We start from the raw sequence: 26,081 nt of genomic DNA on the forward strand, positions 1-26,081 counted from the left end.
CAGGGGCGGGAGAACCCCCATACCAAACGCGCGAACACCCACCTAGCGTGGGCGACAGCCTGACCAGGAGGAATCACTGTGGCCGTTGTACCCCTGAAGGACATCGTCGACCCGGCATTCACGGCGCGCTATGGCGTGCCTGCCATCAACATCTTCAACGACCTCACCATGGAGGGCGTGCTCGCCGGCGCGGTGGAGGCCAACTCCCCGGTGATCCTGCAGACCTCGGTCAAGACCGTGCGCAGCATCGGCTCCCGCGTGCTCTTCGACATGTGGCAGTCCATGACGCGCGGCATCGAGGTGCCCGTCACCCTGCACCTGGACCACTGCCCGGACCGCAACGTCGTCACCGAATGCCTCAAGGCCGGCTGGAACTCCGTGCTCTTCGACGCCTCCAACCTGCCCGTCGAGGAGAACCAGCGCCAGACCATCGAGGTGGTCAAGGAGGCCCGCAGCTACGGCGCCCAGGTGGAGGGCGAGATCGAGGCCATCACCGGCGTCGAGGACGACCACGGGTCCGACGACGTCTCCCGGCAGCAGAGCCTCGAGGTGGCGCTCGCCTTCATCGACGCTACCGGGATCGACGTCTTCGCCCCCTCCATCGGCAACGCGCACGGCAGCTACAAGGCCGCCCCGGTGCTCGACGTCGAACGCGTCACCCAGCTCGTCGAGGCGCGCAGCGTCCCCATCGCCCTGCACGGCGGCAGCGGCCTGAGCGCCGAGCAGTTCGCCGACCTCATCGCCCGCGGCTGCGCGAAGGTCAACATCTCCACGGCGCTCAAGGAGACGTACATGCAGTCCAGCCTGGCGTTCCTCAAGCAGGCCGAGCAGAACAACAAGTGGGATCCGCCGTCGCTGTTCAAGCACACGCGGGCCGACGTCGTCGCCCTCACCACGAATTTCTGCACGCAGTTCGGCAGCGCCGGCAAGGGCGGCCGCTGAGCATGCCCGCCCTCATCTTCGACTGCGACGGCGTCCTCGCCGACACCGAACAGTACGGCCACCTGCCGGCGTTCAACCAGACGTTCACCGAGTTCGGCGTGCCCGTGCAGTGGAGTGTCGACGAGTACGCCGAGAAGGTGAAGATCGGCGGCGGCAAGGAGCGCATGCGCAGCATCCTGACCCCGGCGCTGGCCGCCGAACTCGGCCTGCACGACGACGCCGCCACCGACGCCGCGATCCTCGCCTGGCACAAACGGAAGACCGCCATCTACAAGGGGCTCGTCGAGAGCGGCGTCATGCCCGCCCGGCCGGGCATCGCCCGCATCGTGCGGGAAGCGCACGACGCCGGGTGGACGCTCGCCGTCGCCTCCACCTCCGCGGAACCCGCCGTCCGCGCCGTCCTGACGCACGCCGTCGGGGAGGACCTCGCCGCGCACTTCGCCGTGTTCGCCGGCGACGTCGTCCCCGCCAAGAAGCCCGCCCCGGACATCTACCTCCTGGCGCTGCGCGAGTTGGGGGTGCAGGCCGATGACGCGATCGTCGTCGAGGACAGCGGCAACGGGCTCCGCGCCGCCGTCGCCGCCGGACTCCGGACCGTGGTGACCGTCAGCGGCTTCACCCGCGAGGAGGACTTCTCGGGCGCCGCGCTCGTCGTCGGCTCCCTGGGGGACCCCGACGGCGACCCGGTGGAGGTCCTCGCCGACCCGCACGGTGCCGGCGTCCGCGGCGTCGTCGACCTCGCCACCCTGCAGGCGCTGCTTGCCACCCCTGCTTCCCATACACCGTCCACCGGAACGGAGATCCCATGAGCACCACCACCCTCGCCGACGTCGAGTACGTCGTCCACTCCCTGGCGCAGACCGCCGTCGAGAAGGAGAAGGAATTCGGCGACCTCGACGCCGTGGTGGGCGACGGCGACCTCGGCTACTCCCTGGCCCGCGGCTTCGAGAAGGTCCTCGCCGACTGGGACTCGCTCAAGCGTGACGACGCCGCCACGTTCCTGCAGCAGATCGCCCTCGCCATCTCAAGCCGGATCGGCGGGACCTCCGGGCCGCTGTGGGGGACGGCCTTCCTCCGGGCGTCCGCCGCCGCGAAGGGCGCCGACACGATCGACGGGGCCGCCGTCGTCGCCATGCTCCGCGGTGCCACCGACGGCATCAAGGCGCGCGGCAACTCGGACCTCGGCGACAAGACCCTGCTCGACGCCCTCATCCCCGGCACCGACGAACTCGAACGGCAGCTGGCCGCCGGCGCCTCGCCGGAGGAGTGCCGGGCGGCGTTCGCCGCGAAGGTCCGCGAGTGCGCGGACGCGACGTCGACCATGCAGGCCAAGCGTGGCCGCGCCAGCTACAGCGGGGAGCGCAGCATCGGCTCGCCCGACGCCGGTGCCGTGGCCGTGGCCGTCATCGTCGAGCGGATCGTGGCCGACTGGCCCTGACTCTTCCTTCTACCCGTCCCAACTCACAACGATGTGGAGCCCCCATGAAGAAGTTCGTCAATGATCCGCAGCAGTTCGTCCCGGAGATGCTCGAGGGCCTGGCGCTCGCGAACCCGGACACCCTGAAGTACGTGCCGGAGTACAACCTGATCATGCGCGCCGACGGCCCGGACGAGAGCAAGGTGTCGATCGTGCAGGGCTCCGGCTCCGGGCACGAGCCCGCGCACGTGATGATCGTGGGCAAGGGCATGCTCGACGCCGCGTGCCCGGGCGACGTGTTCGCGGCCCCGCCGTTCGACTACGTGTACGAAACCACAAAGCTCATGGCGTCGCCCAAGGGCGTGCTGCTGCTGGTGAACAACTACACGGGCGACAAGATGGTCTTCGAGATGGCGCAGGAGATGTCCTCGGCGGACGGCATCGAGGTGAAGACGCTCTTCATCAACGACGACGTCTCCGTGGAGGACTCCACCTACACGATCGGGCGCCGCGGGGTGGCGGGCAACTTCTTCGTCATCAAGGCCGTGGCCGCCGCAGCCGAGCGCGGCGCGGACCTGGGCGAGGTGATCCGGATCGGCGAGAAGGTGAACTCGGTGACCCGCACCATGGGCGTTGCGCTCACCGCGTGCACGCCGCCGGCCAAGGGCAGCCCCCTGTTCGAGCTCGGCGACGACGAGATCGAGATGGGCGTCGGCATCCACGGTGAGCCGGGCCGCCGTCGGGCGAAGATGATGCCGGCCAACGAGATCGTCGAGGAGATGCTCGGCCCGATCGTGAAGGATCTGCCGTTCAAGGACGGCGATCGCGTGGCGCTCATGGTCAACGGCCTGGGTGGCACGCCGATCAGCGAGCTGTACCTGCTGTACGGGCAGGCGCACAAGCGCCTCGCGGAGCAGGGCATCAGCGTGGGCCGGAGCTATGTGGGGGAGTACTGCACGTCCCTGGATATGGCTGGTGCCTCCATCACGCTGGTGAAGCTCGACGACGAGATCGAGGGGCTACTCATGGACCCGGCGGAGATCCCTATCCGCGTGTTTTAGGGTCGCCGCGTTCGACGGCGGGCCGCCCACCTTCCGGTGGGCGGCCCGCCGCTACCTGTTGCCCGCGAAATGCGCTCGAAGCCCCAGGAAAGGCCCGGAGCCCTGCTTGAGGTGAGCTAGGAGATGCGGGTCAAGGTCCCGCACTTGCTCACGGTGAACCCCCTCGCGGACGACGGAATCTCGACGTAGCTTCGTGCCGAGCCGAAGTAATTGTCGATGAGCTCGTCGAACCCGCCGCTGAATCCGCTGGTTGTCTCCCAGTAGCAGGAGGTGCCGGTGCCGGAGATTTGATACAGACCGGGTCGGATGTCGATGCCCACCCGGAACGTTCCATCAGTAGTGATCTTGGAGGCGTTTGCTCCTGTTGTTGGAACCGTGGTCCAGGTGCCACACCCACTGGTCTTGAATCCTCGGTCGCTCGGAAGGATCTGGACATAGGTCCTGGCCGAACCGAAGTAGTTGCTGTTCAGCTCGTCGAAGCTGCCGGAGAATCCGCTCGTGGTCTCCCAGTAGCAGGAGTTGCCCGTGCCCGTGGCCCTGTACAGCCCCGGTTTGATCTCGGACCCCACGCGGAACGTGCCGTCCCTGCTGATGACAGTGCGTGGTGGCAGATAGATGGACACTGCTCCGCTGGTTGCCGTGAGGTTGTGGTATCCGGCCTTGACGGCGGTGACCCTGACCGTGATCTTCGTGCCGCCGTCGGCCGCCGCCAGCAAATAGCTGTTGCGATTCGCTCCTGGGATTGCACCTCCGTTCCGGAACCACTGGTAGGTGTAGGCGGAGGGAGTGGGGGAGAAGGACCAGCTGGCGGCGGTCAGCTTGTTCCCCGCCTTGGTGGTGCCGCTGATCTTCGGGTTGACCTTGATCACCATGGAGGCTTTGCCGACAGTGACCGCCTGGGTAGTGACTTGGCGGGTGGTGTAGCCGGGCTTGCTGACCGTGACGCGGACCGAGACCTTCGCGCCCACGTACGAGGTAGTCAAGTAGAGGGAGCTCTTGGTGCCGCCGCTGATGGGCTTGCCGTTGCTGTACCACTGGTAGGCGACCGCGGAACCGCTTGTCCACTCCTGTGACACCTTCAGCGTTTGGCCGAAACGGGCTGTGCCCGAGACGGCGGGCCACCGAATTGCGGTAATTGTCCCTGCTGCAATCCTGCGGGGCGATGACCAGCGGTCGAGGGTGGTGTAACCGGCCCTGGAGGCGCGGACCCGCACCTTCAGATCCTTACCCAGATCGGCAGCCGTCGCAGTGTAGGTACGACCGGTAGCGCCGGAGATCGCACTGCTGCCGCGGTACCACTGGTACCCGAGTGCGGCGTCGGAGGGCGACCACGTGCCGGGAGCGGCGGTCAGCTTGGCCCCGACGGTTGCAGAACCTGTGATGGCGGGTGCGGGCGATGAGGAGAAAACGCCGCTGGCAACGGTGACGGTCTTCGAGGTCAGGGTCAGCGGATTCATTCCTTCACCTGTGACCGTGAGCCTGACGGAAAGCTTCTGCGTAGCGTCGGCGGGTGTGACGGTGTAGCTACTGGCAACGGCTCCTCGAATCTCGGAGCCTCCTCGGTACCACTTGTAGGTCACCTGGCCGGCCGGGTTTACAGCAGGGGCAGCAACGGAGAGTTTCTGCCCCACGGCGGGCTTCCCTGAGACGACTCCGTTCCAGGTTGCGGTGAAGTCGCCCTTATCAACAGCGACCGAGGTGCTGACCGTGGCGCTCGCTATGCCGTCGGCATTGATGCCGCGGACGGTGAGAATGAGCGCGCTCCCGCGCAGTGAAGCAGGAATGATGAGGGTCGATCTGCTTCCGGCCGTCAGGATTTCGGTCTTGAGCGGAAGGCCGGCGGTGCCCGACCATGCAAATTCCAGTTTGTCGGCGTTCAGCCATTGTCCTCCGTCGGAGACCATCGTCGCGCCGGCTTGAACTCGTGCGCCAGAATACAGATCGATAGTCGGGCGACCAGTATTTACCGATTCCGGGACGGCAGCAGCGGGTTCCTCTGGTGCCGACGTCGGCTCTGTAGGGGCAGCGGTTTCCGGCACGGGTGCAATAGTCGGTTCAGGGGCGCTGGACGTTTCCGGCGTCGGTGTCGCGTCCGGTTCGGCCGGAGGCGATGACGGCGTCGTCAGGTCGCCCGGTTCCGGCTGGAGCGTCGCCGTCGGTCCCGCCGTCGGAGTCGATGGATCGGTCTCGACGGCCATTGCCGATGGGCCGGAAAGGAGGCCTGCCAGTAGGGCGGTGATGCCGGATAAAACAGTAATCGAGCGCAAGCCACGGGATCGGTCCCGCGACTGCCCCGAGAAATCAAAATCATGAGACAAGTGATTGCCTTCCCCAGAAGACGGCCGGCACATCCGGCCGCAGATAAGTGTATGGGGTCCAAAGGGAAAGAAGGCCCACCGCGCAAATGGTGTGCCCTGCTCTAATTGATCAGCATGCGTAGCTTAGGTTCAAAATCCTGCATTTGATTCTGCTGCATGCGGGAAAACGTTCCTCGCCCTGATTGTTGTGGGGCAGGGGAGTACGAGTGATTACTCCGCCTTGATGGTGAGTGTCTGCCCGCACCGCCCGGCCCGGGCGTCGTCGACAACAGCGGCCACTCAGGGGCGATAGCCTTACGGCGACGTATTGAACCCGGCGGGGCAGGCCTGCATCGCTTTCATCTTCATGAGGGGCATTCCTTGGATCTACTGAGTGGCGTGAGCCTCGACCTGCTGCGCATCCTCACCTGGGTTGTCCCCGTCGTCGTCGTGGTGGTTGCCGGGTTCCTGCTCCGGCGCAGCTTCCACTGGATCGCGCTGGGCGCCGTGCTCCTTTTCGCGGCCCTCAATGCGGGTGCTGCAATCTATGTTCTGAACCACTTCAGCGATGCGCGGTGGTCTCCGGAAGGGCAGGAGACGCTGAGCGCTCCCTCGCTCTCAGAGACGCCCATGGTGGGGGATTTCCTGGAACCCCTCGACTCCGCGCTGGAAGGCGTCGTGGGAGGAGTGAACGACTTCCGGGCTTTCCAGGAGGCACTCCCCGTAGCGCTGAATTTCCTTGCGGCGTCCGGTTGGGCGCTGCTGGTCGCGTTCCCGCTGGTCGTCGTCGCCGCCGTCGTCAGCTTTGCTGCGGCCCAGCGTCGGAAGGCGGAGTTCCGGAAGTATCGCGCAACCGTCGACTCACTCAAGGACGAGCTCGATCAGATCAAGCGGCAGCTGGCGGCCGGGTATCCCACGCCGCCCGCGGGGTCCCATGTCGTCGATGTGGGACCCCGACAGCCGGGCCGTGGCTAGTTCGTTCCCTCAGAGGGTTTCCGGAATGGGGCGTCCCGGGAAGAGGGTCGCGTACTGCTTCCGGTACAGCCTGCGGCCCACGAGTCGGTAGGCGAGGCGGACCGGCAGGGGGATCTCCTTGAAGAGCTCTTCCCTGTCGGCGGGCGGATTCGTGGCGAGCACCATCCCGAGATAGCCGATCATGAACTTCTTGTCGAACGTCTCGATCCCGTGCTGCCCCACCTCGTTGCCTTCCTTCTCCGTCAGCACCTTATCGACGACGGGCATCATCTCCGTGACCTCTCGTCGCAGGTGCACCTGCAGCACTCCTGAGAGATCTGCATACCGGTCAGCAAGTTCCCGTCCCATGTGCGGGTCCGCCGTCTCCATCCAGCGCAGGCGAAACGGCGCGATGTTGTTGAGCCGCTCCGTAACCTGCCGGTGTTGGGCAAGCATCTGCTCCACGTGCAGGGCGCAGGCAGGCGCTCTCTCTGTCAGTTTCGGGTACATGAGGAGATCCTCGCCCTCGTGATGGACGTGGAGCACGTTATCGAAGTTGCCCAGCACTTCGCCCACGTATGCGGCACGGGAGGTGTCACCCGGTCCGACGGACCGCACCAAGCCGGGAGCCTCGTCGTAGGCCCACAGGAAGAAGCGGTGGATCCGCCGCATGGCCGCCGTCCCGGTGCAGAGGATGGGCCCGGCGGGTACCGGCGGTGCGGTTTCGCCAGCCTTCATAGTGAAGAAGTCGGTCATGGGAGCGCCTCTCGTGGAACCGGGCGAGACCAATTCTGTCCCCGGCACTGGAAGTGTAGGCACGGGCTTAGGTGGACACAATGGCCATCACGCAATGCCCGGCGATGCCTTATCGGGATGGCGGTCTTGAGCCGAGGGGCAGAGAGACCTATCTTGACGCCGTGATGGTGTCCGGGAGCGAATACTAGGGAGACCCGCTGATTATCTAGATGCTTACTCCACGATAACCCCCGAAATGATTGCAGTCTAGGTCCGCACCTGCCCTTAGAAAGACAGAGGCACATGAGGGACGAGAGCTACGACTCCTGCATCGACCAAGCACAGAGAACCTTCGTCCGTCTCTCCAACAAAACTCTGGTTGTTTGGTGCGACAATGACAAAGCCGGTAGGAAGGGAGCGAAGACTTCGATCTAGGTCGCCCAACTAGCGGCGTCCATTTGGGCAAGACGGAGCAAAGTATCCAGGTCACGTTGAGCTGCCAGCCATTGCATCCCACTCACTCCTTCTAGCTGACCTGGCACCCGACTATGTAACCAAGCTGCCCAAGTCCAAGCGTCCGTTGTACCTGAAGCAAGAATGTCGAGAACCTTTGGTAAACCGATGTGAGCCGTACCGTCCAGCCTGAACTGCGAGACTGGCAGGACGACTTGCTGGTCGGTGGTGATGCAACCTAAAAACTGGCGATCGAAAACCATCTCCAAAACGTCAAGCTCCCGTACCCCAACCCAGGTAGCAACACTGCTTGAGGTATAAAAAGGTCCGACAAGTTCTGCGAACCTATTTCTTCTCACTCTCTTCCACACCGTCTACCCTCCGCACTGTTGGTCTTGTGTCGACCGATTCACCAGCCGTGTCTGAACTTACCTACCAGCGGGCTTGATAGTGCGAACGAGCTGCTCCCAAGACTCTTGATTCTTGATCAAGGAAATCGACTGGTCGGGCGCCATCAAAGTAGCCGCTCGGCGAGCAGAGCCAACACGCAAGACCAAGACTGGTGAAGTTCCCCTGTCGCAAATAAAGTAGCTGAGTAATCACCCTAAAAACTGTTCGAGTACTTCGATCAAATTGAAATCCAGGGTAAACCTCAGCACTGCCGTAATTGAACCGAATGACACGATCATCTAGCCGCTCGAATATATGCTCTGCTTGCGCAATGCTCAGAATTTCCAGTGCTTCATCCTGAGAGAGCAGACCAAACTCTTTCCTTATGGAGCGCATCAGGTAATCGGTATCTGCGATGCCCGAAACAGTACGGGGCGACAACGGCGGATCAAGATTAGCCAGAAGACGACGAAGGTCACTGACGCTTTTACCGTAGGCTGCTTCTTGAGATGAGGGCTCACCTTGTGCCATTGGATTGTGTCAACCCCTTTTAGTGGACCGACTGCGCTGCAAGATAGTCGGATGGAACGGTATGACGAACATTGTACGCCTGCCATAGGGCTGGTCATGCCCAGCTACATCGGAATTAGGGGCAAAGTATCGGTGGAATAACAGCATAAAAGGCGATAGCTAAGCCTACAACGCCGAGAACTCCGTAGAAGGGTGCGATGGACCACGAGGACCACACCGTGTGGCTGGGGAACCACCGTTCTGCAATGGCAAGCAGCCTTCTCAGCCCACGCTGTTGAGAATCTTCCGTTTCTTCAGCTTCGGAAGTATTCATGGAGAACATCCCAATTCTCCTCGCTCCTGAACTATAAGTGCCCAGTCCGGCAACAGCGTCATATAGCTTTCGGTACTTCCTCTCTTGGCTCAAGTAGTTAGCGTCCAAGAAAGCGAACAGTAGGACGGAAGTAATCCCCAAAAGCGCAATCGAGCCTGACTTTTGAGTTAGGGCATATCCGTAAGTTGCTGTAACTATCGGCAATGCCCAAGATTTTGAGTTAGAGGACGCCGTGGACATTCGCGTGACAACCGCTTGAATGAAATCCAAGTGTTTTCTTCGGTCTTCGTCAGTTGACGGTTGCTCGGTCATGTCTTTTCAATCCTTGAGCATTCTCCGAGGAGCTTTTCCCAGACATCATCCTTCGCCGCCTCAGAATAACTTGTTTTTGGGGGCCAAATTCGGCCTATCGCGTCAGATTCCCAGCGAGGGACAAGGTGAACGTGGATGTGCGGCACCGATTGTGTCGCAGCTTCGCCGTTCGATTGTATGATATTCAAGCCGTCCGGGTGGATGGCGTTTTTAACCGCTTTAGAAAGGCGAATGATTGATATGGCTAGGTGGCCCGCAGAGTCTTCGGACAACTCCCAGATGTGCGGGACGTGTTGTCGTGGGATTACCAACGTGTGTCCTAGGGTCGCTGGATTCAGTGGAAAGAAGGCAATTACGTGGTCATTTCGGTATACCTCGCGAACGGCTGAGTCTGTTTGATTAACAATCGAGCAAAAGGGGCAGGGCGCATTATTCACCAAAGTCGTACCTTCCCTTGGCTTGACCAGCTTTCGAGGTTGCGAGACATTTTGTTGAACGTTGCCTTAGAATCAATTCTTCCATTCCATCCAGTTTCCGTGGGATCGAAGATCGGGACCCCCGAAATTCCACTTACAGCTTGGAAAGGGTTCGCGCCTGGGGCGTCCACCGCGCCCATTGAGGACAGTCCATGAATCCGCACGCCAAGCAACGGCTTCTTTAGTGCCCAAGCCCGTTCAATTTCATACAGCACCCAATCGCGAGTCGCTGTCTGCGAACCGATGAGTACAATCACGGCCCTCTTGTATGCCATCTCTTTGTCGATCCAACTCTCAATGGATTTCTGGCCTTGCCGGCGCACTTCCTCCCAGTGTTGAGAGTTCAACAGCGGCTGGCCTTCGAGAGCATTTACATTGCGTACGAGCTGGACTCGATGCACGTCGCGTTCATAGTGGAAGCTGTAGAAAACTGTTCGTGCCAAAGTTCTACCACCTTTTGTAAATAGTTGTCTAGAAATTGTTAGAATGGAGGTTCTGAGTAGTTTGTCCAACTGCTTGAAACTCCCCGGGGAGTAACGGCGGGTTTTGTGTCGGCTAAAGTATCGCTTTGCGTGAAGCCGGGAACTCTGCGGAGCGTCGCGGCTTCTGCGATCAATTCCTCATTATCTGCGTAGCCTGGTTGCTTTCGTAGATGGTCAAAGATTACGATTACTAGACGCTTTCCAGTTTGCGGCCCGACACGACATTCGGCGCCGTACACCTGATCGTTGTCCCTCAGCGCGATAGTGATCGCGGCAACCTGGTTTGAGTCTAGGTTATCGCTCTCAGACAAGTGCTCCCAGATTGCGTTGCTCATGTCATATCTCCATGATTTTTGTAGTGCAAATGAGAGGGAAGTGTTGAGCACTTGCCTGAGTTGTGGCTTTTTGCTCGCCCATTCCATGATCGATGCGGCAACGACTTCTGCTGTTGCAGCGGAAGGAACCGGCTGTGCTTGTTTCTTTCCAAACGGTCCGTATGGGTCCTGTCCGGAAAATTTCAGGCCAAGGACCGGCACTCCGCGCCCAAGCAGCCAGCCGACTTCTTGATCACACCACGCACTTTCAATGATTCGAGGAAGAAGAAAGACGACCCCGCCGTGCACGGACTGCAAGCTAGTTTCAATAGCGGTGTGCCACTCGTCGTCTACAGCAACGTCCTCATGGGCGACAAAGAGCGTGACGCCGTACGTCTTCAGTGCGTCTGCAACCTTCTTTACGAAGGATTGCTGGGTGGTGAGGTGGGAAGCGAAGAGTTGGAGTGGACTTTCGTCCTCAACAAAGACACCGATCTCTGGCGCATCGAACACTTGTTGTAGGGCGGTTGAGATTTCACGAAGTTGTGCGCGGGTCAAGTCTCGGAGCGTCGTCGATGCGATTCTCTTTTTTGTGTCGTCGTCGGTCGGTCCGTAGTTGTCGTCGCCTTCCCAGTGATCTGGTAGTTCGGCGATGCCTGCTTCGTAGAGCACCATGTTCAGATCAGCTAATGACATCGACGTCATCTGTTCTGAAACGGCACGGAGGAGGCGAAGTTTTTCATAGTCGATTGCCATGGGTTCAGTTTATGGGCACGGGGTCGTGGTAGGCGGCAGGGAGACCGAATCCGCGACATGGCGTCCGAGCAAATCCTCTGTCAGCTTCGGGGTGGTGAAGTGTGTCGCGGGCAATGGCGCATTGGTGGTTGCCGCCGCGAGAAGCGATTGTCCGATGGCGTGCGCTGTCGAGCCTAAGGCGTCGGTCGTGCGAGCACCCTCGTGCTGGAGGCCTGCAGTCTCATCAACGACTTGTCTGCCTGAGGAGCGGTAGACGCGTGCTGGTCAATTTCACCGACGCGGCACCGGGGCCGGAGCAGGCGCTTGGCACGCGGGTGGCGTGAAAACGCGACGGATAGGTCTTGAGGCGCCGACACACGTGTCGATTTGTTCGCCGCAGGTCGTGCCAACAAGGGGTGCACTCAGTTTGCTCCGAAAATGAGAGCCGAAGGCGGCACCTCTAGCGCGTCGGCCAATCCGAACAGTTTGGACATGTGTGGATTGGAGGAGGTGGTGGGGTCACGTGGGGATCCTCGACCGGCCTCTAACAATTGGACATGGTTCTTCGTGATGCCCGCCGCATGAGCAAGCCGCTCCTGGGTCAAGCCCCGTGCAAGACGCTGAGCCCGTACGCGTGTGCCAAGAGACACGGCATCGCTCGCTGTCCAAGGCATATCAAATACCGTGTCAAAGAGGCCTTATAGAATCGACCCTATACATCAGGATTCCGACAGGGGAGGTGTGCATGTGGACTCCCCTGACAGCCAAGGTCCTGGGCGAGCGTGTTCGGGCAAGACGGCTTGACCTACGTCTGAGCCGGCGGGCACTTGGAGAGAGAGCTGGCCTCTCTGAGAACCAGATCTATCTCATCGAAGCTGGGAGGGGGTCGAACGTGGAGCCATCGGGGATGTCCAATCCGAAAGCTTCATCTATCTTCGCTATTGCAGAGGCACTTTGGATGGATCCGGCAGACCTCCTGATTGCCCTGACGAGGCCGGGGGGTGCATCCATGGAGCAAGCCTTCGTAGCTGAGCGGACTCAGGAGATCGAGTCCTTGCGGGAATACTGACCCCGTGAACGCGGCCTTGTGGGTCCGCACCGATGCCGAGTCGCAGCACGGCACAAGGAGTCATCAGGCCTCCCCTATTGGATCTCGGTCCTGGTTCTACCATTGAACGTTCGAACCACCGCACCCTGGCCCACCGCCTCCTTAAGATCGGCACCTACAGGGGCTGCTTCGATCTTGCTTTCAGTAAGAGAGCAGCCGTGGAGCATTTCCTTCAAGCGACTACTACCAGCAGCGCGCTCAGTTTGAATCTGTCGCGAAGGGGCTCATCAGGCCGAGGGCGGTGACCGCCTTGGATGTGGCCATCATCCGGTCCTGCGTGGTGACTCGTCATCCCGGCTCGGTCTGTCATGCTCCGGTTGAGACTGGTGTCGCGCTCATTCGGTAACGACGCGGTGCTGCAAGGATCTGATGGAAAGTGGCCCCAGAACCTACAAGCTTCGGACGCGGCGAGAAGTCGTCTGATACTAGCCGTAGACTCTTGGCTCATGGCCAGCGACAGGGGTGTAGATGAGCATCATCGATGACTTCGTGAACGAGTACGAGCGTCAGTTCGATTACTGGGAAGCCGCCGCTCGGATCGTCCAAAGGCTTCTGGAAGCCGAACTTGCTAGTTCCGGCTTGCGCGCGATCGTTACGAGTCGTGCTAAATCCGTCGATCGTCTCGCAGAAAAACTACGAAAGCGTAACCAGGAGAAGCACTACAGAAGCACTGCCGATATTAAGAAGGACATCGCTGACCTCGCTGGCGTACGGGTCGCGCTCTACTTCCCGGGCCAGATGGACGAAGTGGAGCGACTCATTCACGTGACTCTTCAAGTCATGAAGATAAACCGATTCCCTGTCCCAAAGGAGCAAAGCCACACGAAGCATGGAAAGGTCGATTTTGACGGGGGAGGTGGAAGCGGTAAAGAAGACGACGGCACTCAAACCCACCGCCAACGCTTTTCCGGATACGGAGCAACACACTACAGGGTGCACGTACCGGGGACGCACCTCGCAGCAGAGCAGAAGCGCTACGCCTCGGCTCTGGTTGAAGTCCAGGTGGCATCTGTCCTAATGCACGCCTGGTCCGAGGTGGAACATGATCTTGTGTATAAGCCACAAGAGGGTGCGCTATCTCGATCAGAATATGCTCTTCTTGATCAACTCAACGGTCTAGTCCTAGCGGGCGAAATTGCTTTGGAACAGCTTCAGCAGGCGGGTGATGCGAGAGTGACCGGCGGCGACACACAGTTCCGCGATCACTACGAGCTTGCTGAGTTCCTTCGAACGCGGTTACTCGCGCGGGGCATCGGACTTACGGACGCGACCTTGGGCCGCGTAGACGTACTGTTTGACTTTCTCGCTGAGCAAACTTCCGCCACAGCTTCATCAGTGGAAACGTATCTTGATCAGTTGAAGCGCGACTTCGAGGTTCGACCGGTCGCAGCGCAGCTTGCCGATCTGATGTTGTCGGGTAATGAATCGAGATATCAGTCTTATCTCCGCGCCATGTCCGCTTCACGTCATCCGTCAAAGCGGGGACGCCCTGAGACCACAGGGGCGAATGCTTCTACACCAGAAACCCTAGTTTTGGGGGAGTTCATCACCTACTGGGTCATTCTGGAAGGCATGCTCAAACAGCCGAACGGCATCGATAACGAAAAATCGCGGCCTTTAGGAGTAATATTTCAAGAACTGCGCAAAAAGGAAAAAATTTCTCAGGAGCAGTTCCTGAAGCTGCTTTCCCTACGCGACTTGCGCAACCGTGTTCTCCACGGACGGGCTGAAGAAGTTCCCTCGAAAGAGTTGAAGGTGGCAGCGGCTTGGCTACGGGACTTTACGAATAACTTGAAGTTGTGAAGTGGTACACAAGAAGAATAACCCCATGTCAACAACCGAAAGGCACGCTGGCAATAAGGGCCACTCAAAAGGTCCATCATAAGAGTTCTTCTTCGGCTGACGCAGTCGATTGGCCTTAGCTAAATTATCGATCGCTTCTACCGAAAGATTTACCTGTTAAAGCGGCTCTTCGGACATCCGGTGGGGGTGAGGGTCTGGGGCGTGCTGGTTGAGGGGTGGCGGGAAGGGGTCGAGGTCCCCGAGGATCAGTAGCGCCAACCGCTGTTCCTAGTCCGAGGACCTCGACGTGTCTCACCATAGGTCGAGGCGCGCCGGTGCGCGCCCTGCCGATTGTCCTTGTTCGCGGGCGTGTTCGCGCTGCGATCTGCTGGTGGGCCTCGAGGGGGTGCATGTCGAGCAGGTCCAGCGCGTGGACGGCGTGCTCGTGGTGACGGTGTCGACGTCACCGCAACCGATGGGGTGTCCGGCGTGCGGGGTGATCGCGGTCGGTCGGGGCCGCCGCCGGCGGGTGCTCCACGACGTGCCCGGCGCGACCAGGGTGCGGGTGATCTGGCGCCAACGCATGTGGCGGTGCGCCGATCCTGACTGTGTTCGGGGTGTGTTCCTCGAGCAGGTCCCAACACTCGTGAAAGCGCGGGGATCCATCACCAGGCGCGCGACCGTCTGGGCGATCAGGCAGCTGCGCCGCGAGCATGCCACGATCGCGGGGATCGCCCGGCAACTGGGCACCTCCTGGAAGACGGTGTGGCGGGCGGTGGAACCCGAACTGGCGCGGCTCGCCGCCGATGAATCGCGCTTCCACGGGGTGACCCCCCTGGGCGTGGGTGAGCACATCTGGCATCACGTCGATCCCCGACGACGGGGGCCGAAGGAACTCACCGGCATGGTCGATCTCACCCGCGACAAGGACGGCAAGACGCGGGCCCGGTTACTGGACCTGGTTCCCGGACGGTCCGGGAAGGCCTACAGGGACTGGCTCCAAGCCCGCGGCGACGCGTTCCGCAACAACGTGGAAGTCGCCGCACTGGACCCGTTCGCCGGCTACAAGACCGCGATCGACGACACCCTCGAGGACGCCGTCGCGGTGCTCGATGCGTTCCATGTCGTCAAACTCGGCACCCATGCTGTGGACGAGGTCCGCCGGCGCGTCCAGCAGGACACCCTCGGCCATCGCGGACGCAAGGGCGACCCGCTCTACGGAATCCAGACCATCCTGCGTGCCGGCGAGGAGAACCTCACCGACAAACAACGCGCCCGGCTCACCGCCGCGATCGACGCGAACCCGGTCCACGACGAGGTCTTCATCGCCTGGCAGTGCGCCCAGCGGCTACGCTCGGCCTACCGCGCGGAGCATCTCACAGAAGGGCGCAGGATCGCCGAGGACATCGCCGATACCTTCGCGACCTGCCCGATCCCCGAAATAGCCCGCCTGGGGCGGACCCTGCGGCGCTGGCGTCAGGCGTTCCTGGCCTACTTCACCACCAACCGCACGAACAACGGCGGCACGGAAGCCATTAACGGCATCATCGAACTCCACCGCCGCCTCGCCCGCGGCTACCGCAACCGCCACAACTACCGACTACGCATGCTCCTGGTCGCCGGCGGCCTCAAACAATGACCCCTACCGGATGTCCGAAGGGCCCCCTATCCGGGGTTGGCCCGCCGTCGGGCAGTAGCGCAAGGCCCTCACGCTTGAGGCTGTTTTCGTCTTAGCAGGGCCGATAGGTCTTTCCGCCGGGCGCATAGCAGCGGGGCCCGGTGTATCCGGGGTAGGGATCCGCAGCTGCAGGCGGAGCAGGTGGGACGTACGGCGCCGCGGGCGGGATGTAGGGCTCGGGTGCGGGCGGTAAGTTCCGAATCCGCTCCTGCTCAGCGGCTGCTGCTTCAGCCGCCAGTCGGTCAGCTTCGGCACGAGCGTCGGCTTCGGCCTGGACGCGTGCGGCTTCGATGCGAGCAGCTTCTGCGGCCTCCGCTTCCAGACGTTCTGCCTCAACGCGGGCGGCTTGGGCTGCTTCCGCCTTGACGCGTTCCGCCTCGAGGCGCTTCGCTTCAGCGGCCTTCGCCGCTTCTGCCTTCGCGGCTTCTGCCTGGGCCGCCTTCTCTGCTTCCTTGAGAGAGGTAGCTTTCGTATTTGCAGCGGTTAGTGACTTCTCACCCTTCGTGATCTGCGTGTCGAGATCACTGATGTACGCGGCGGTGCGATCGGCTCCGAGAGCGATGACGCGGACGGTGTCCTTGCCTGCTTCGAGCGTTTCACGGACGGCTTTCGCGGTCGTGAGGGCGGCGAGGATGCCGGCGGCAGTCGCAGCGGCCGCTGATCCTGTTGCGCCGACGGGGGCCTCGGTTGCCGCTGTCAATGCGTCCATGGCGTCGACCACTTCGGCCGGCACGGTGCAGGCCGCCGAATCGTCCAACAGCCCGATGGCCTGAGCCGAGGCTTCGGCGTATGCGGCTTGGACTTCGTCGTAGTACTTCCTGTTCGGCTCGATGAGCATCGGCACACCGAGGCCCACCCGAGCGAGTTCTGCATTGACCAGCGTCTGGTCGTCGAGGAACACTGCGGCCAACACGCGGTCGTACTTGTCCGTCCGCTCGACGTCGAAATCGAGGCCGACCTGTGTGCCGGGTGGTGTCAGCGATTCGAGCTTCTCGGTCGCCTCCGGGCCGAGGCACTCGACGGGATTGTCGGGATGTTTCGTCTCCGGTGTGTCCACGTTCAGCAGGCGGACCGTCTGATCATAACCGTCGAAGTTGATGACCAGGGTGTCGCCGTCGATGACTCGCACCACGGTGCCGGGCTGGTACTCGACCGCAGACTCCGTGGCAGGTTCGGAGCCGTTACAGGCGGTCAGCGTCGAGGTGAGAACTGCGACGGTCAGGAGGGACGCCGGCGTGAGCCGGCGGAAACGAGCATGGTTCATCGATCTTCTTCTGCAGGTGTGAGTATGACTTTGCCCGGGGTCGACAATTAAGCTCCGGCGACCTCTACCGCTTACGGGACTGTCGCCCCGGGGGCGGCAGGCTGCCGGACGTTGATGCCCAGCAGATCATTGCCCCAGAGCACGACATAGAAGATTTAGCACAGAGTTGGGCTTCGGCTGCTCCAACACGCGGTGATGATCAACCCTGCCGTGACCCCGGATGCCCGGCGACACGCGAAGATCCCCGCGCATACTCCAGCGCCGACCGCACCATCTCCTCGCCCGCCAGGATGCCCCGCGCCCCGGTCACGGTCAGGTGCGGCCGCTCGAACCCTGTGGCGTGGAGCTCCCCGTGCGCCGGCCTGAAGGCGATATCGGCGACTTCCAGCATCCCGGCGTCGAGCAGTGAATCACCCGCCGTGATCAGGGTGTCCACTCCCATGCGCTCACGCACCTCCGCGACCGCCGCCTCCTTGCTCACCGGCACCGGCACGCAGTACAGCTTCCGGCCCTGCAGTGACACTTTCCAGCCGCGCTGTCCGCACCAGTCCGTCAGGTCCGCCAGGTACTCCGGCGACAGGGACGCCCGCTCCACGAGACAGTAGATGAAGGTGTCCTCCGCGGTTCGCGCCCGGACCAGTCCCTGGACGGGGTTCTCGACCGTCAGCTGCTCGAAGACCTCCGCCAGCGGCACGCACTCCCGGCTGATCCTGCTCCGGATCGACGCCGTCCATGCGGCGTCGGGCACGCCGTCCTTCATGAGGACCGCCCCGTTGGTGCTGATCGCATAGCCCCTGCCCCGACCGGGCAGACGGATCCGCTCGAACTGCTCCCGGGTCCGCGTGGTCACCGGGACGAACTGGCCCCGCTGGGCGAGATCCTCGAGCATCGCCTCGGCCGACCGCGTCATGAAGGACAACGGAGCACCCCGATAGACCTCCGCGACCACCATCGGGGGAGCGGCGTCATCCGGCCCCGCCAGCAGCATGGAATTGGCGGAGTAGATCAGCGTGCGGTCCAGGTCCGAGGCGAACAGCACCCGCTGCCCCGAAGTGTTGTCCTCCGCAACGCTGCTGGCCGTCGTCGTCGCCAGGGTACTCATGCGTCGGCCTCCGCCACCCCGGCTGGAAGCACGGGATGGATGAGCCCCACACAGCTGTAGGGCAGATCCGGCACCTCCACCACGTCCACGCCGCGCTGCGCCGCCAGCAGCAGGATGTGCTGCAGGTTCCCCTGCGCACCGGGACGAATGAGGATCTTCCACGGGACCCGCCGCAGCAGCACCCTCGTGGTCTCCCCGACGCCCGGTTTCACGAGGTTCACGTTGTCGATGCCGAACTCGCGGCTGATCCGCTCGACCGCCGCCCACCCCGACCAGTCCGGACGAACAGGCTCCGACGGTCCTTGCTGCGCGGCGAGCACGTCGTCGCGGACGTCCCCCAACTGCTCCTCGATCGCCGTCAGGAATGCGTTGGACACGTCCGCGGGCCCGAGGCCGGTGTAGAACTTCGCCCCGTGGAAATCCTCGGGCCCGATCAGCGAGCGGTTGAACACGGTCCGGGACACCAGTCCGGAGACCGTGGAATTGAGGCAGGCCGAGGGGATGAGGAAGTCCTCACGGGTGCCGAAGATGCTCACGCAGTGCCCCGGGTCGGCCAGGACCGCGAGATCGGCGGGGAAGCGCACGCCGTCGGTCTCCTCGAACCGCTCGACGGCGGCAGCGAGCTCCCGGGCGATCGCGCCCTTGCCGGTCCACCCGTCCACGAACATCACGTTCTCCGGCCGGTGGTGCGAGGCAAGGTAGCTCAGGGCTGTGGTGTCGATCCCTAGGCCCCGCACGATGCTCGCCGTGTAATGCTGCAGCTCGATCCCATGGACGGCCAACGCCCAGCGCTTCATGAGGATGCCGAGCGGCGTCCCGGCCCGCGCCAGCGAGACGAGGACGACGTCGGGCCCGCGCAGTGCGAGGACCTGCTCGGTGACCACGCCCACGGCGTGCGCCACCCGCGTCTTCGACCCCTCCAGCGCGTCCCGAAACAGCGCCGAATACTCGGCCGAGGGTGCGAACTCCTCGGGCAGGGACTCCGCGTAGCTCGCCGTCCCCGTCTGGTTAGCCAGTTCACGCTCGGCCACCGGCGCCTCGAGCTGCGCCTCGCTGAGATCCTTCAGCAGCCAGGTCACGTCCTCGGGGGAGTAGGACCCGAAGGCCGGGCCCTGCTGCGGCCGGGGGTACGGCGATTCGGCTTGCAGCAGGACTAGGTGGACCTCGGCCCCGGACCCGGCGACTGCATCGCTGATGCTGCCGGGACCGGTCAGGGCGTCGGCCGCGGTGCCGGGTTCGGGCAGGACCACGACGGCGTCGAAGAGAGCGCCCGGGTGCGTGACGTTGTAGGCGAAACGGCGCCCAGGGCCGTCGAGGGTGGCGTCGTGACTCCCGAAGGTGACGGCGGATCGGATGGGGTAGCCGGGCTCGTCGTGCACGAGGATCGGCGAGCGGGTGCTGGTCGAGAACAGCACGCTCGCGGTGGGCAGTTGCTCCTCGAGTGCGTGGGCGACGGCCAGCGGCAGCGCCATGAACTCCTCCGTGCCCAGCACGAGTACCCGGGAGGCGCCGGCCAGTCCGTCACGGAGCGTGGCGGCCAATGCTGCAGCTGCATCCGTCGCCGATCCGGCGTCGACCCCGAAGCGGGGGCTGCGGATGGCCGGGACGCTGCCGGTCGCGTCCACGATCCGCACGCGACCTGGGGCCGCATCGCGGACCGGGGTGTCCTGGACCTGGTCGATGAACGAGGCAGCGGCGTCGGGCAGGTCCGCCGGCAGATGGATGGACCCGGTGCCGAGGGCGACGACGTCGATCCTGCATCCGAGCTCAGCCGCGAGGGCCGCCAGTGCGGCGTCGTCGTCGGCGCTTCGCAGGTCGATGAGGGACGCCACGACGTACCGTTCGTGCGCGCTCGCCGCGTGGAGTTCGCGGATCGTGTTGATCACGGTGGCTCCGGTGCTGAGCTCGTCGTCGACGAGGACGACGGTCCGGGCGCTGTGCACCCCGCTGTGGCGGGTGGGGATCAGCTGGTGGGAGGTGGCGTGGGAATGCGCCTCCTCGAAGCGGCCGTAGGGTCGGACGGCGTCCTCGCCGGTTGCCGCGTGGCGGGTGGAGTGGAGGTAGTAGGTGCCCAGCATCTCCGCGACCAGATGGCCCAGCCCGGTGGCGGTCTCGGCGTACCCGATGGTGACGACGTCGGGCAGGGCCGCCCGTGCCGGGGCGAGCATCGCCTCGAGCTCGGCGATCGCCTCCCTGCGTGTGGGATTCGGCCCGGCGGAACCGCCGACGTCGGACAGCAGGTCCTGTAGGCGGGCGGCAGCGCGCACGACGACGTCGTCCGTGCCTCCGGTCGACGAATCGGCGGGGCGCAGTGCCCGCTGGACGAGGAGGCCGAGCAGGTGACCCGCGGCGATGACGATGCCGGGTTCGGTGGGCACGTGCTTTGCGAGGACCCGGGAGACCAGGAGATGCGCGCGCTTCGGGTTCCGCCGCAGGGCGAGGCTCACCAGCAGGTCCACCGGCAGCAGGCTCCGCTCGGCGTCGGAAGCGAGGACGATGCCGAGCCTCTCCGAGAGCGGTGCATCCGTCGCGAGGTCGGGCGGCGTCATCGCATGCCTGCTTCCAGGAGTTCCACGAAGCTGACATCGGCGCGGGCCACCCCAAAGGCCCGTGCCCGCAGCAGGGTGCGCTCGGCCCAGGAGCGGTGGGGTTTGAGTTCGTTCATCTTGTTCCCGTAGGTCGAGGCCATCACGCCGCCGACCGCGTTGCTCATGACATCGAGGGCGTCCACGTACTGCTCGTGCGTGACCGTCAGCATGGCGTGGACCACCGGCACGTGGCTCGGATGGATGACCGTCTTGCCCTGCAGGCCGTTGGCCTGATCGAGTTCGATCTCCCGCAGGAGCCCATCGAGATTGTCGATGAGGATCCGCTGGCGGAGTTCCTTCTCGTTGGCGGCGTCGAAGGGTGTCACCCGCAGGAGCGGCTTCAGGAGGCGCTCGCTGTTCGTGAAGTGCTCCCACACCGGCGCGGAGATCACCCGGGCGTGCTCGGCGCGACCGAGCACGTTGACGACGTCGCCGATGGCGCTCGCCACCACCTGCACGTCGTAGATGGTCAGGTCGCGTGAGCGTCGGATCCCGAACGCACTGGACATGTCCGTGGCGCCGAGCCGCACGCACAGGACGATCTCCTGGAACTCGTCGATCAGCGCGGCGATGTTCTGCAGGGCGCCGAGCCGGGTCTCCACGTGGGTGGTGAGGGGGTCCTCGATGATCGGCATGGCCCGGAGGGGAGCGCCGGCGTTGTCGCGGCCGCTCTCGGTGTTCAGTTGGGCGACGGCGTCGAGGAAGTCCCGCCCGCGGGAAGTCTCGTTCTCGAACTTCGGCAGGACGAAGCCCGTGACCACGCGGAGGTGCTCTCCCGCCCGGCGTCCGATCCGGAGCAACTGCTCGGCACTGCGGCACCGGATGAACAGCAGGGGCAGCTCGTCGGGGTGCCGTGCATCGAGGTCGGCCAGCGCGGCGAGGAGATTGTCCTCCGCGGCGTCCAGCTCGTCGTCCGGCACGGCGTCCTCGAGGCAGAGCACCGTGCTGAGGCAGCCGGCCGCCGTCTGCTTCAGCACGCCCTTCGCGAGGTCGGCCCGATTGGCCGGCGAATAGAGCGTCGCGCCGAGCCCGACGGCGAGCAGCAGGGGATCGGAGCCGGCGTCGAAGTGTTCCGGTGCGAGGAAGAACAGGCGCTCCTGCTCGGCCGGGTCAAGCGTCCTGAAGTGCTGCATGGTTCCCCCGTGAGTGAGCGACGGCCGTCCCGGGCCGGTAGCGCGTGGGCCGCATCAAGAGTGCGGGATGGACATGGTGAAACCGAACTCGGCCCAGATGGCTTCGTCGGGAGCCTGGGCGGCGACGTACTCGACGCGCAGTTCCAGGACCGCGCCGATCCGCGACAGGTACAGGACGGCCTTGTCGCCCCGCCGGTTCGCGGGGACCACCGCCACCGTCTTCCCGTCGAACACGCGCACGGTCAACGGCACCTGACCGGCGATGAAGATGGCGCGCCGGAGCTTCCTGAGATGACGTAGCGCCACCACCGCGTTCTGCTCGTGGAACCCCACGAGCGGACGGTTGCCCGACGTCATGACGGGAACACCGATGTGCGCGCCGTGACGGTTGGCCGCTCCGGTGACCCGCTCGACGTCCTCCCAGGCGATCGCCTCGACTCCCGTGACCGCGAGCGTGCCGATGGCCGACTGCCGCGGATCCAGCCGGATGACGGGCTGCTCCTCGGACAGCTCGCGGAGGTCACCGAGGGACGGTGCGGCGAAGAGCGCCGAGGAGATGTCAGTGGGCCGCGCGGGCGTCTCGACGGGTGAGGTGCGGTGCAGGGCGAGACCGGCGGCCGGTCCTACCGGGGTCGACGGCGTGGACGTCCCCGGCCGGGCCAGGTTCAGTCCGACGGACGGCGCGGACGACGACGCCGACGGCGCGGGCGGCCGGCTCAGGTCAAGACCGACTGACGGCGGAGGAGGCGCGGACGGCGACGGCGCAGGCGTCCGGCCGAGATTCAGTCCAGCGGACGGCGCGGACGGCGCGGACGGCGACGATGACGCGGGCGTGCCCGGCCGGCTCAGGTTCAGCCCGACGGACGGCGCGGCTGGCGCGGACGACGACGTCGCCGGACGGGGAGGCGTACGGGAGAGCGTCAGGCCACCGGACGCACCCGACGCCGCCGTCGGCCGTGGCACGTCCGCCGCTGCGGGCGCATCCGATCGGGCCGCCGCGGGTATGCCGGGCGCCACCGCCGCGGGACCGTCCGACGGAACCGCCGCGGGCTGCGGCTTACGGCGTCGGCTGAGGTAGGCGATGTCCGGGCGGGGAGAGAAGCGGTCACGGACCACGGGGTCAGAGCACCAGACCGAAGTCGCGGGCGACGCCGGCCAGGCCGTCCTGGTAGCCCTGGCCGAGGGCGCGGAACTTCCAGTTGGCCCCGTGACGGTAGAGCTCGCCGAACATCATCGCCTTGATCCGGCTCTGGTCCTGCGGCGGGATGGTGAAGCGGAGCAGTTCGGCGTCCTGCTCGTTCGCCACGCGGATGTAGGAATCCTTGACCGCCGCGAAGGTCCCGGGGCCGCGCACCTCGGGATCCACGTAGACCAGGAAAGCGATCTTGCTGACGGCCTCGGGGATCAGGGAGAAGACGACGTCGATCTGCTCCTGGTCCTCGGTGCCGACGAACTCGAGGCCACCCGCGCTCGTGGAGATCTGGTTGAAGAACACCAGGTGTTCGTCGGAGAGCGCCCGGCCGTCCTTGCCGCACATGATGGCCAGGGGCACGGGTTCCGCCTGCGGCCCGCGGCTGGGGGTCATGCCCCAGCCCAGCCCGACGAGGACACGGGTCAGGTGCGGGTTCTCCGCGGTGAGGGCAGCGTTGCTGCCGGGCACCATCGACGCCACTATCGTCCTTCCAGGTGAAGACTGCCGAGATCGAATTTGTCCTGCAGGAACCGGCCGTGCACGGCGAGTTCCGTGACTGCGCCCGTCCGGACCTGGCGGTTCAGGTCGGTCGCCGTGGCGTGCAGGGTCCTCAGCTGCGCCAGGAGGGTGCGGGTCTCGGGGGACTCGTCCTGCCGCGAGGTCTCGGGCACGAGCATGTACGCACGCAGCGCCCCGGGCAGGTAGTCGCTGAGGATCGCCTCGAGGAGCACCAGCTGCTCCGTCGATGCCTTGAACTCGCCGATGTAGCGGATGAGGGCCCCGAGCAGGTCGAGGATCTGCCGTACCTGGGAGTGGACGATCGTGGGGTGCAGGGCCCCGCTGCGGAGCACCGTCCTCCGGAGCTGCTCCAGGGCCAGGGCCGCGCGCCGGAGATCGTCCTGCTCGGAGGACGGCGGTGGTCCCTCTCCGGCCTGGAGCCCACGCGCGGGCTCCGCGCCGCCGAAGAGGGACCCGAGGAACTTACCGACCATCGTGGGGACGGTCCGCAGTGCACAGGGTCATCAGTTGCCTTCCTGCTGGCGGGTCCGGTCCAGGTACGGACGGGCCCGCTCGAGTCCGGACTCGAGGGCGTGGACGGTGCCCTCCATGTTCTTGTTCGCCTGCACGCGGAACGTGTCGATCGCGTCCATGGTCTGGAAGACGTTGTCGAAGGCCTTCTGCAGTGTCTCGACGCTGACGCCGGAGCTCGCCGCCTGCTGGTGGATGCGCCCCGTCTGGTCCTTCAGCATCTCGCTGGTCTTCAGGATCATGTTGTTCGTCGTCGTGTTGATGGCATCGATCTGGTCCAGCACCATCTTCTGGTTGGCCAGGGCCTGAGCCACGATGACGGCGGTGCGCAGCGCGGAGATCGTCGTGGTGCGGGCGCGCTCCACACCCTTGATGAGCTCCGTGTTGTTCTTCCGGATCAGATCGATGGCGAGATAGCCCTGCACCGAGACGGCCAGCTGGGTGAGGATGTCCTGATGGCGCTGCCGGATGGGGAAGAGGACGTCCGAGCCGAGCTTGTCGGCATCCTCGATGCGTCCGAGCGCCTTCATGGAGTCGATCTTCTCCGACGTCGCCGTGTCGAGGGCCTTCGCGAACACCGCGTACTCGCTGAGGCCCTCCATGGTCTCCCACAGCTGGGTCTTCTCCTGCGCGAGGCTCGCGTTGTCCTTGAGGAGCTCGTCCTGGCCGGCCATGAGGGACTTGATGATGTTGTTGATCTGGGTCTGGGCCGACTCGTACTTCCGGAAGTACTTCGCCAGCTTGTTCCCGCCGGGGATGACCCCGAGGATCTTCCGCCCCATGCCGAGATCGGCCTGGTTGGGCGTGAGGTCCTCGACGGTCGTCCGGAGTTCACCCAGCGTGGACGCCACCTGCACCTGCGCGTTGTTGCCCGACTTCTTCGCACCCGCCAGAGACGTCGACGACCGCTCGAGGAGTCGGCTCGACGTCGAGGAGGAGGCGATCAGCTGCTGACCGGCCAGGCTGTTGATGCCGTCGATCTTCGCCGAGTACTCGGGGCTGTGGGGATTCAGTGCCGAGACCTCGGCGATGAAGCTCCGTGCCTGGGCGTTGATCTCGGCCTGGCGGTCGGCCGGTACCGGGACCATGCCCGGTGCGTCCTCCTCCTTGACCACGGGAGCGGGCTCCGGGGCCTGGAGGACGAGCGCGCCGTCGGAGGCGTCAGGGGGTGTGAGGCTGATGCTCATGGGGGTGACTTTCGCTTGGCAGGATCAGGAGAGCTGGACGCCGAAGTCGGTGGCCACGCCGGCGAGACCCGAAGCGTATCCCTGCCCCACGGCCTTGAACTTCCACTCGCCGTTGTGGCGGTACAGCTCGGAGAAGATCATGCACGTCTCCGGTGCTGCATCCTCGCTGAGGTCGTACCGGACCACCTCGGCGTCGGTGTCCTGGTTGATGACCCGGCAGTACGCCGACCGTACCTGGCCGAAGTTCTGGCGCCGGGTGTCGGCCTGATCGATCGAGACGACGAAGATGATGCGGGCGACGTCGCTCGCGACCGTGGCGAGGTCGACGGCGATGACCTCGTCGTCGCCGTCGCCGGCGCCGGACCGGTTGTCGCCCTTGTGGACGACGGTGCCGTCCGGGGTGGTCGGCTGGTTGTAGAAGATGAAGTCGGCTTCAGAGCGGACCTTCCCGTCCGCGCCCAGCAGCAGCGCCGAGGCGTCGAGGTCGAACGCATCACCGGTGGTGGACCGCGGGTCCCAGCCCAGCCCGACGTAGACCTTCTCGAGGCCCGGATCGGTCTTCGTCAGGGAGAGGTTGCTGCCCTTGGTGAGCGTGAGTCCAGCCAT

General features: G+C 64.2%; 25 protein-coding genes. 8 read left to right on the forward strand and 17 right to left on the reverse strand.

Annotated features, from left to right (window positions below):
• Positions 1 to 78: 78 nt before the first annotated feature.
• The 4 genes from C4K88_RS16425 to dhaK are packed head-to-tail and all read left to right on the forward strand — an operon-like array spanning position 79 to position 3,420.
• Positions 79 to 942 (forward strand): class II fructose-bisphosphate aldolase, encoded by an 864-nt coding sequence (locus tag C4K88_RS16425; RefSeq protein WP_104122733.1) that lies wholly within the window; start codon positions 79 to 81, stop codon positions 940 to 942.
• 2 nt (positions 943 to 944) lie between these two features.
• A complete protein-coding gene (locus tag C4K88_RS16430; protein WP_104122734.1) occupies positions 945 to 1,751 on the forward strand; it encodes an HAD-IA family hydrolase in 807 nt (268 codons plus the stop codon).
• Entirely contained in the window at positions 1,748 to 2,380 is a 633-nt protein-coding gene (gene dhaL, locus C4K88_RS16435; protein WP_104122735.1) for a dihydroxyacetone kinase subunit DhaL, read from the forward strand. The genes C4K88_RS16430 and dhaL overlap by 4 nt, the downstream gene beginning before the upstream one ends.
• Before the next feature lie 44 nt (positions 2,381 to 2,424).
• Positions 2,425 to 3,420: a dihydroxyacetone kinase subunit DhaK gene (gene dhaK / locus C4K88_RS16440; protein WP_104122736.1), complete on the forward strand. Its 996-nt coding sequence runs from the start codon at positions 2,425 to 2,427 to the stop codon at positions 3,418 to 3,420.
• Between the two features lie 116 nt (positions 3,421 to 3,536).
• On the opposite strand, the gene C4K88_RS16445 is transcribed toward dhaK, so the two are convergent.
• Positions 3,537 to 5,738 (reverse strand): Rv1352/Rv1906c domain-containing protein, encoded by a 2,202-nt coding sequence (locus C4K88_RS16445; protein WP_241522024.1) that lies wholly within the window; start codon positions 5,736 to 5,738, stop codon positions 3,537 to 3,539.
• Positions 5,739 to 6,116: 378 nt separating this feature from the next.
• Between C4K88_RS16445 and C4K88_RS16450 the strand changes: the two genes are divergently transcribed.
• Positions 6,117 to 6,692 (forward strand): hypothetical protein, encoded by a 576-nt coding sequence (locus C4K88_RS16450; RefSeq protein WP_241522025.1) that lies wholly within the window; start codon positions 6,117 to 6,119, stop codon positions 6,690 to 6,692.
• 9 nt (positions 6,693 to 6,701) lie between these two features.
• Here the strand turns inward: C4K88_RS16450 and C4K88_RS16455 are convergent, their stop codons facing one another.
• The 7 genes from C4K88_RS16455 to C4K88_RS17915 form a co-directional block, all read right to left on the reverse strand.
• Complete coding sequence (locus tag C4K88_RS16455; RefSeq protein ID WP_104122737.1) at positions 6,702 to 7,427, reverse strand: hemerythrin domain-containing protein; 726 nt, start codon at positions 7,425 to 7,427, stop codon at positions 6,702 to 6,704.
• A gap of 864 nt (positions 7,428 to 8,291) precedes the next feature.
• Positions 8,292 to 8,780, reverse strand: coding sequence for a hypothetical protein (locus C4K88_RS17220; RefSeq protein ID WP_146065726.1), 489 nt, complete (start codon positions 8,778 to 8,780; stop codon positions 8,292 to 8,294).
• Positions 8,781 to 8,895: 115 nt separating this feature from the next.
• Positions 8,896 to 9,405 carry a hypothetical protein gene (locus tag C4K88_RS17225; RefSeq protein ID WP_146065727.1) on the reverse strand — a complete coding sequence of 170 codons (510 nt, stop codon included), beginning with the start codon at positions 9,403 to 9,405 and terminating at the stop codon, positions 8,896 to 8,898.
• The gene (locus C4K88_RS17910) at positions 9,402 to 9,842 is read right to left on the reverse strand and encodes an HIT family protein (protein WP_206604384.1); all 441 of its coding nucleotides are present in this window, start codon (positions 9,840 to 9,842) and stop codon (positions 9,402 to 9,404) included. Before C4K88_RS17910 ends, C4K88_RS17225 begins: the two co-directional genes overlap by 4 nt.
• Positions 9,839 to 10,324: a TIR domain-containing protein gene (locus C4K88_RS16465; RefSeq protein WP_104122739.1), complete on the reverse strand. Its 486-nt coding sequence runs from the start codon at positions 10,322 to 10,324 to the stop codon at positions 9,839 to 9,841. The genes C4K88_RS17910 and C4K88_RS16465 overlap by 4 nt, the downstream gene beginning before the upstream one ends.
• Before the next feature lie 38 nt (positions 10,325 to 10,362).
• Positions 10,363 to 11,433, reverse strand: a complete 1,071-nt coding sequence (locus C4K88_RS16470) for a TIR domain-containing protein (RefSeq protein WP_104122740.1) — start codon at positions 11,431 to 11,433, stop codon at positions 10,363 to 10,365.
• Between the two features lie 401 nt (positions 11,434 to 11,834).
• Positions 11,835 to 12,086 (reverse strand): helix-turn-helix domain-containing protein, encoded by a 252-nt coding sequence (locus C4K88_RS17915; RefSeq protein WP_104122741.1) that lies wholly within the window; start codon positions 12,084 to 12,086, stop codon positions 11,835 to 11,837.
• A gap of 71 nt (positions 12,087 to 12,157) precedes the next feature.
• On the opposite strand from C4K88_RS17915, the gene C4K88_RS18255 reads away from it, so the two are divergent.
• From C4K88_RS18255 to C4K88_RS16490, 3 genes are all read left to right on the forward strand, one after another.
• Positions 12,158 to 12,481: a helix-turn-helix domain-containing protein gene (locus C4K88_RS18255; protein ID WP_146065728.1), complete on the forward strand. Its 324-nt coding sequence runs from the start codon at positions 12,158 to 12,160 to the stop codon at positions 12,479 to 12,481.
• 507 nt (positions 12,482 to 12,988) lie between these two features.
• Complete coding sequence (locus tag C4K88_RS16485; protein ID WP_104122743.1) at positions 12,989 to 14,323, forward strand: GTP pyrophosphokinase; 1,335 nt, start codon at positions 12,989 to 12,991, stop codon at positions 14,321 to 14,323.
• Between the two features lie 364 nt (positions 14,324 to 14,687).
• The gene (locus C4K88_RS16490; protein WP_104122787.1) at positions 14,688 to 15,941 is read left to right on the forward strand and encodes an ISL3 family transposase; all 1,254 of its coding nucleotides are present in this window, start codon (positions 14,688 to 14,690) and stop codon (positions 15,939 to 15,941) included.
• 91 nt (positions 15,942 to 16,032) lie between these two features.
• Here C4K88_RS16490 and C4K88_RS16495 read toward each other — a convergent pair whose 3' ends face one another.
• From C4K88_RS16495 to C4K88_RS16535, 9 genes are all read right to left on the reverse strand, one after another.
• A complete protein-coding gene (locus C4K88_RS16495; RefSeq protein WP_104122744.1) occupies positions 16,033 to 17,244 on the reverse strand; it encodes a thermonuclease family protein in 1,212 nt (403 codons plus the stop codon).
• Between the two features lie 199 nt (positions 17,245 to 17,443).
• Positions 17,444 to 18,346: an HAD family hydrolase gene (locus C4K88_RS16500; protein WP_206604386.1), complete on the reverse strand. Its 903-nt coding sequence runs from the start codon at positions 18,344 to 18,346 to the stop codon at positions 17,444 to 17,446.
• Positions 18,343 to 20,895, reverse strand: a complete 2,553-nt coding sequence (locus tag C4K88_RS16505) for a phosphoribosyltransferase domain-containing protein (protein WP_104122745.1) — start codon at positions 20,893 to 20,895, stop codon at positions 18,343 to 18,345. The genes C4K88_RS16500 and C4K88_RS16505 overlap by 4 nt, the downstream gene beginning before the upstream one ends.
• Complete coding sequence (locus C4K88_RS16510) at positions 20,892 to 22,067, reverse strand: HpcH/HpaI aldolase/citrate lyase family protein (protein WP_104122746.1); 1,176 nt, start codon at positions 22,065 to 22,067, stop codon at positions 20,892 to 20,894. The genes C4K88_RS16505 and C4K88_RS16510 overlap by 4 nt, the downstream gene beginning before the upstream one ends.
• A gap of 54 nt (positions 22,068 to 22,121) precedes the next feature.
• Positions 22,122 to 23,183, reverse strand: a complete 1,062-nt coding sequence (locus tag C4K88_RS16515) for a hypothetical protein (protein ID WP_104122747.1) — start codon at positions 23,181 to 23,183, stop codon at positions 22,122 to 22,124.
• Positions 23,184 to 23,187: 4 nt separating this feature from the next.
• Positions 23,188 to 23,730: a TerD family protein gene (locus C4K88_RS16520; RefSeq protein ID WP_241522031.1), complete on the reverse strand. Its 543-nt coding sequence runs from the start codon at positions 23,728 to 23,730 to the stop codon at positions 23,188 to 23,190.
• Positions 23,731 to 23,738: 8 nt separating this feature from the next.
• The gene (locus C4K88_RS16525) at positions 23,739 to 24,251 is read right to left on the reverse strand and encodes a hypothetical protein (RefSeq protein ID WP_104122749.1); all 513 of its coding nucleotides are present in this window, start codon (positions 24,249 to 24,251) and stop codon (positions 23,739 to 23,741) included.
• A gap of 30 nt (positions 24,252 to 24,281) precedes the next feature.
• Positions 24,282 to 25,475, reverse strand: coding sequence for a toxic anion resistance protein (locus C4K88_RS16530; protein WP_104122750.1), 1,194 nt, complete (start codon positions 25,473 to 25,475; stop codon positions 24,282 to 24,284).
• Positions 25,476 to 25,499: 24 nt separating this feature from the next.
• On the reverse strand, positions 25,500 to 26,081 hold the full coding sequence (locus tag C4K88_RS16535) for a TerD family protein (RefSeq protein WP_104122751.1): 582 nt from the start codon (positions 26,079 to 26,081) through the stop codon (positions 25,500 to 25,502).

Origin of the sequence: Arthrobacter pityocampae, from assembly GCF_002927275.1 — a bacterium.
In the GTDB taxonomy this organism is placed as follows: domain Bacteria; phylum Actinomycetota; class Actinomycetes; order Actinomycetales; family Micrococcaceae; genus Arthrobacter_D; species Arthrobacter_D pityocampae.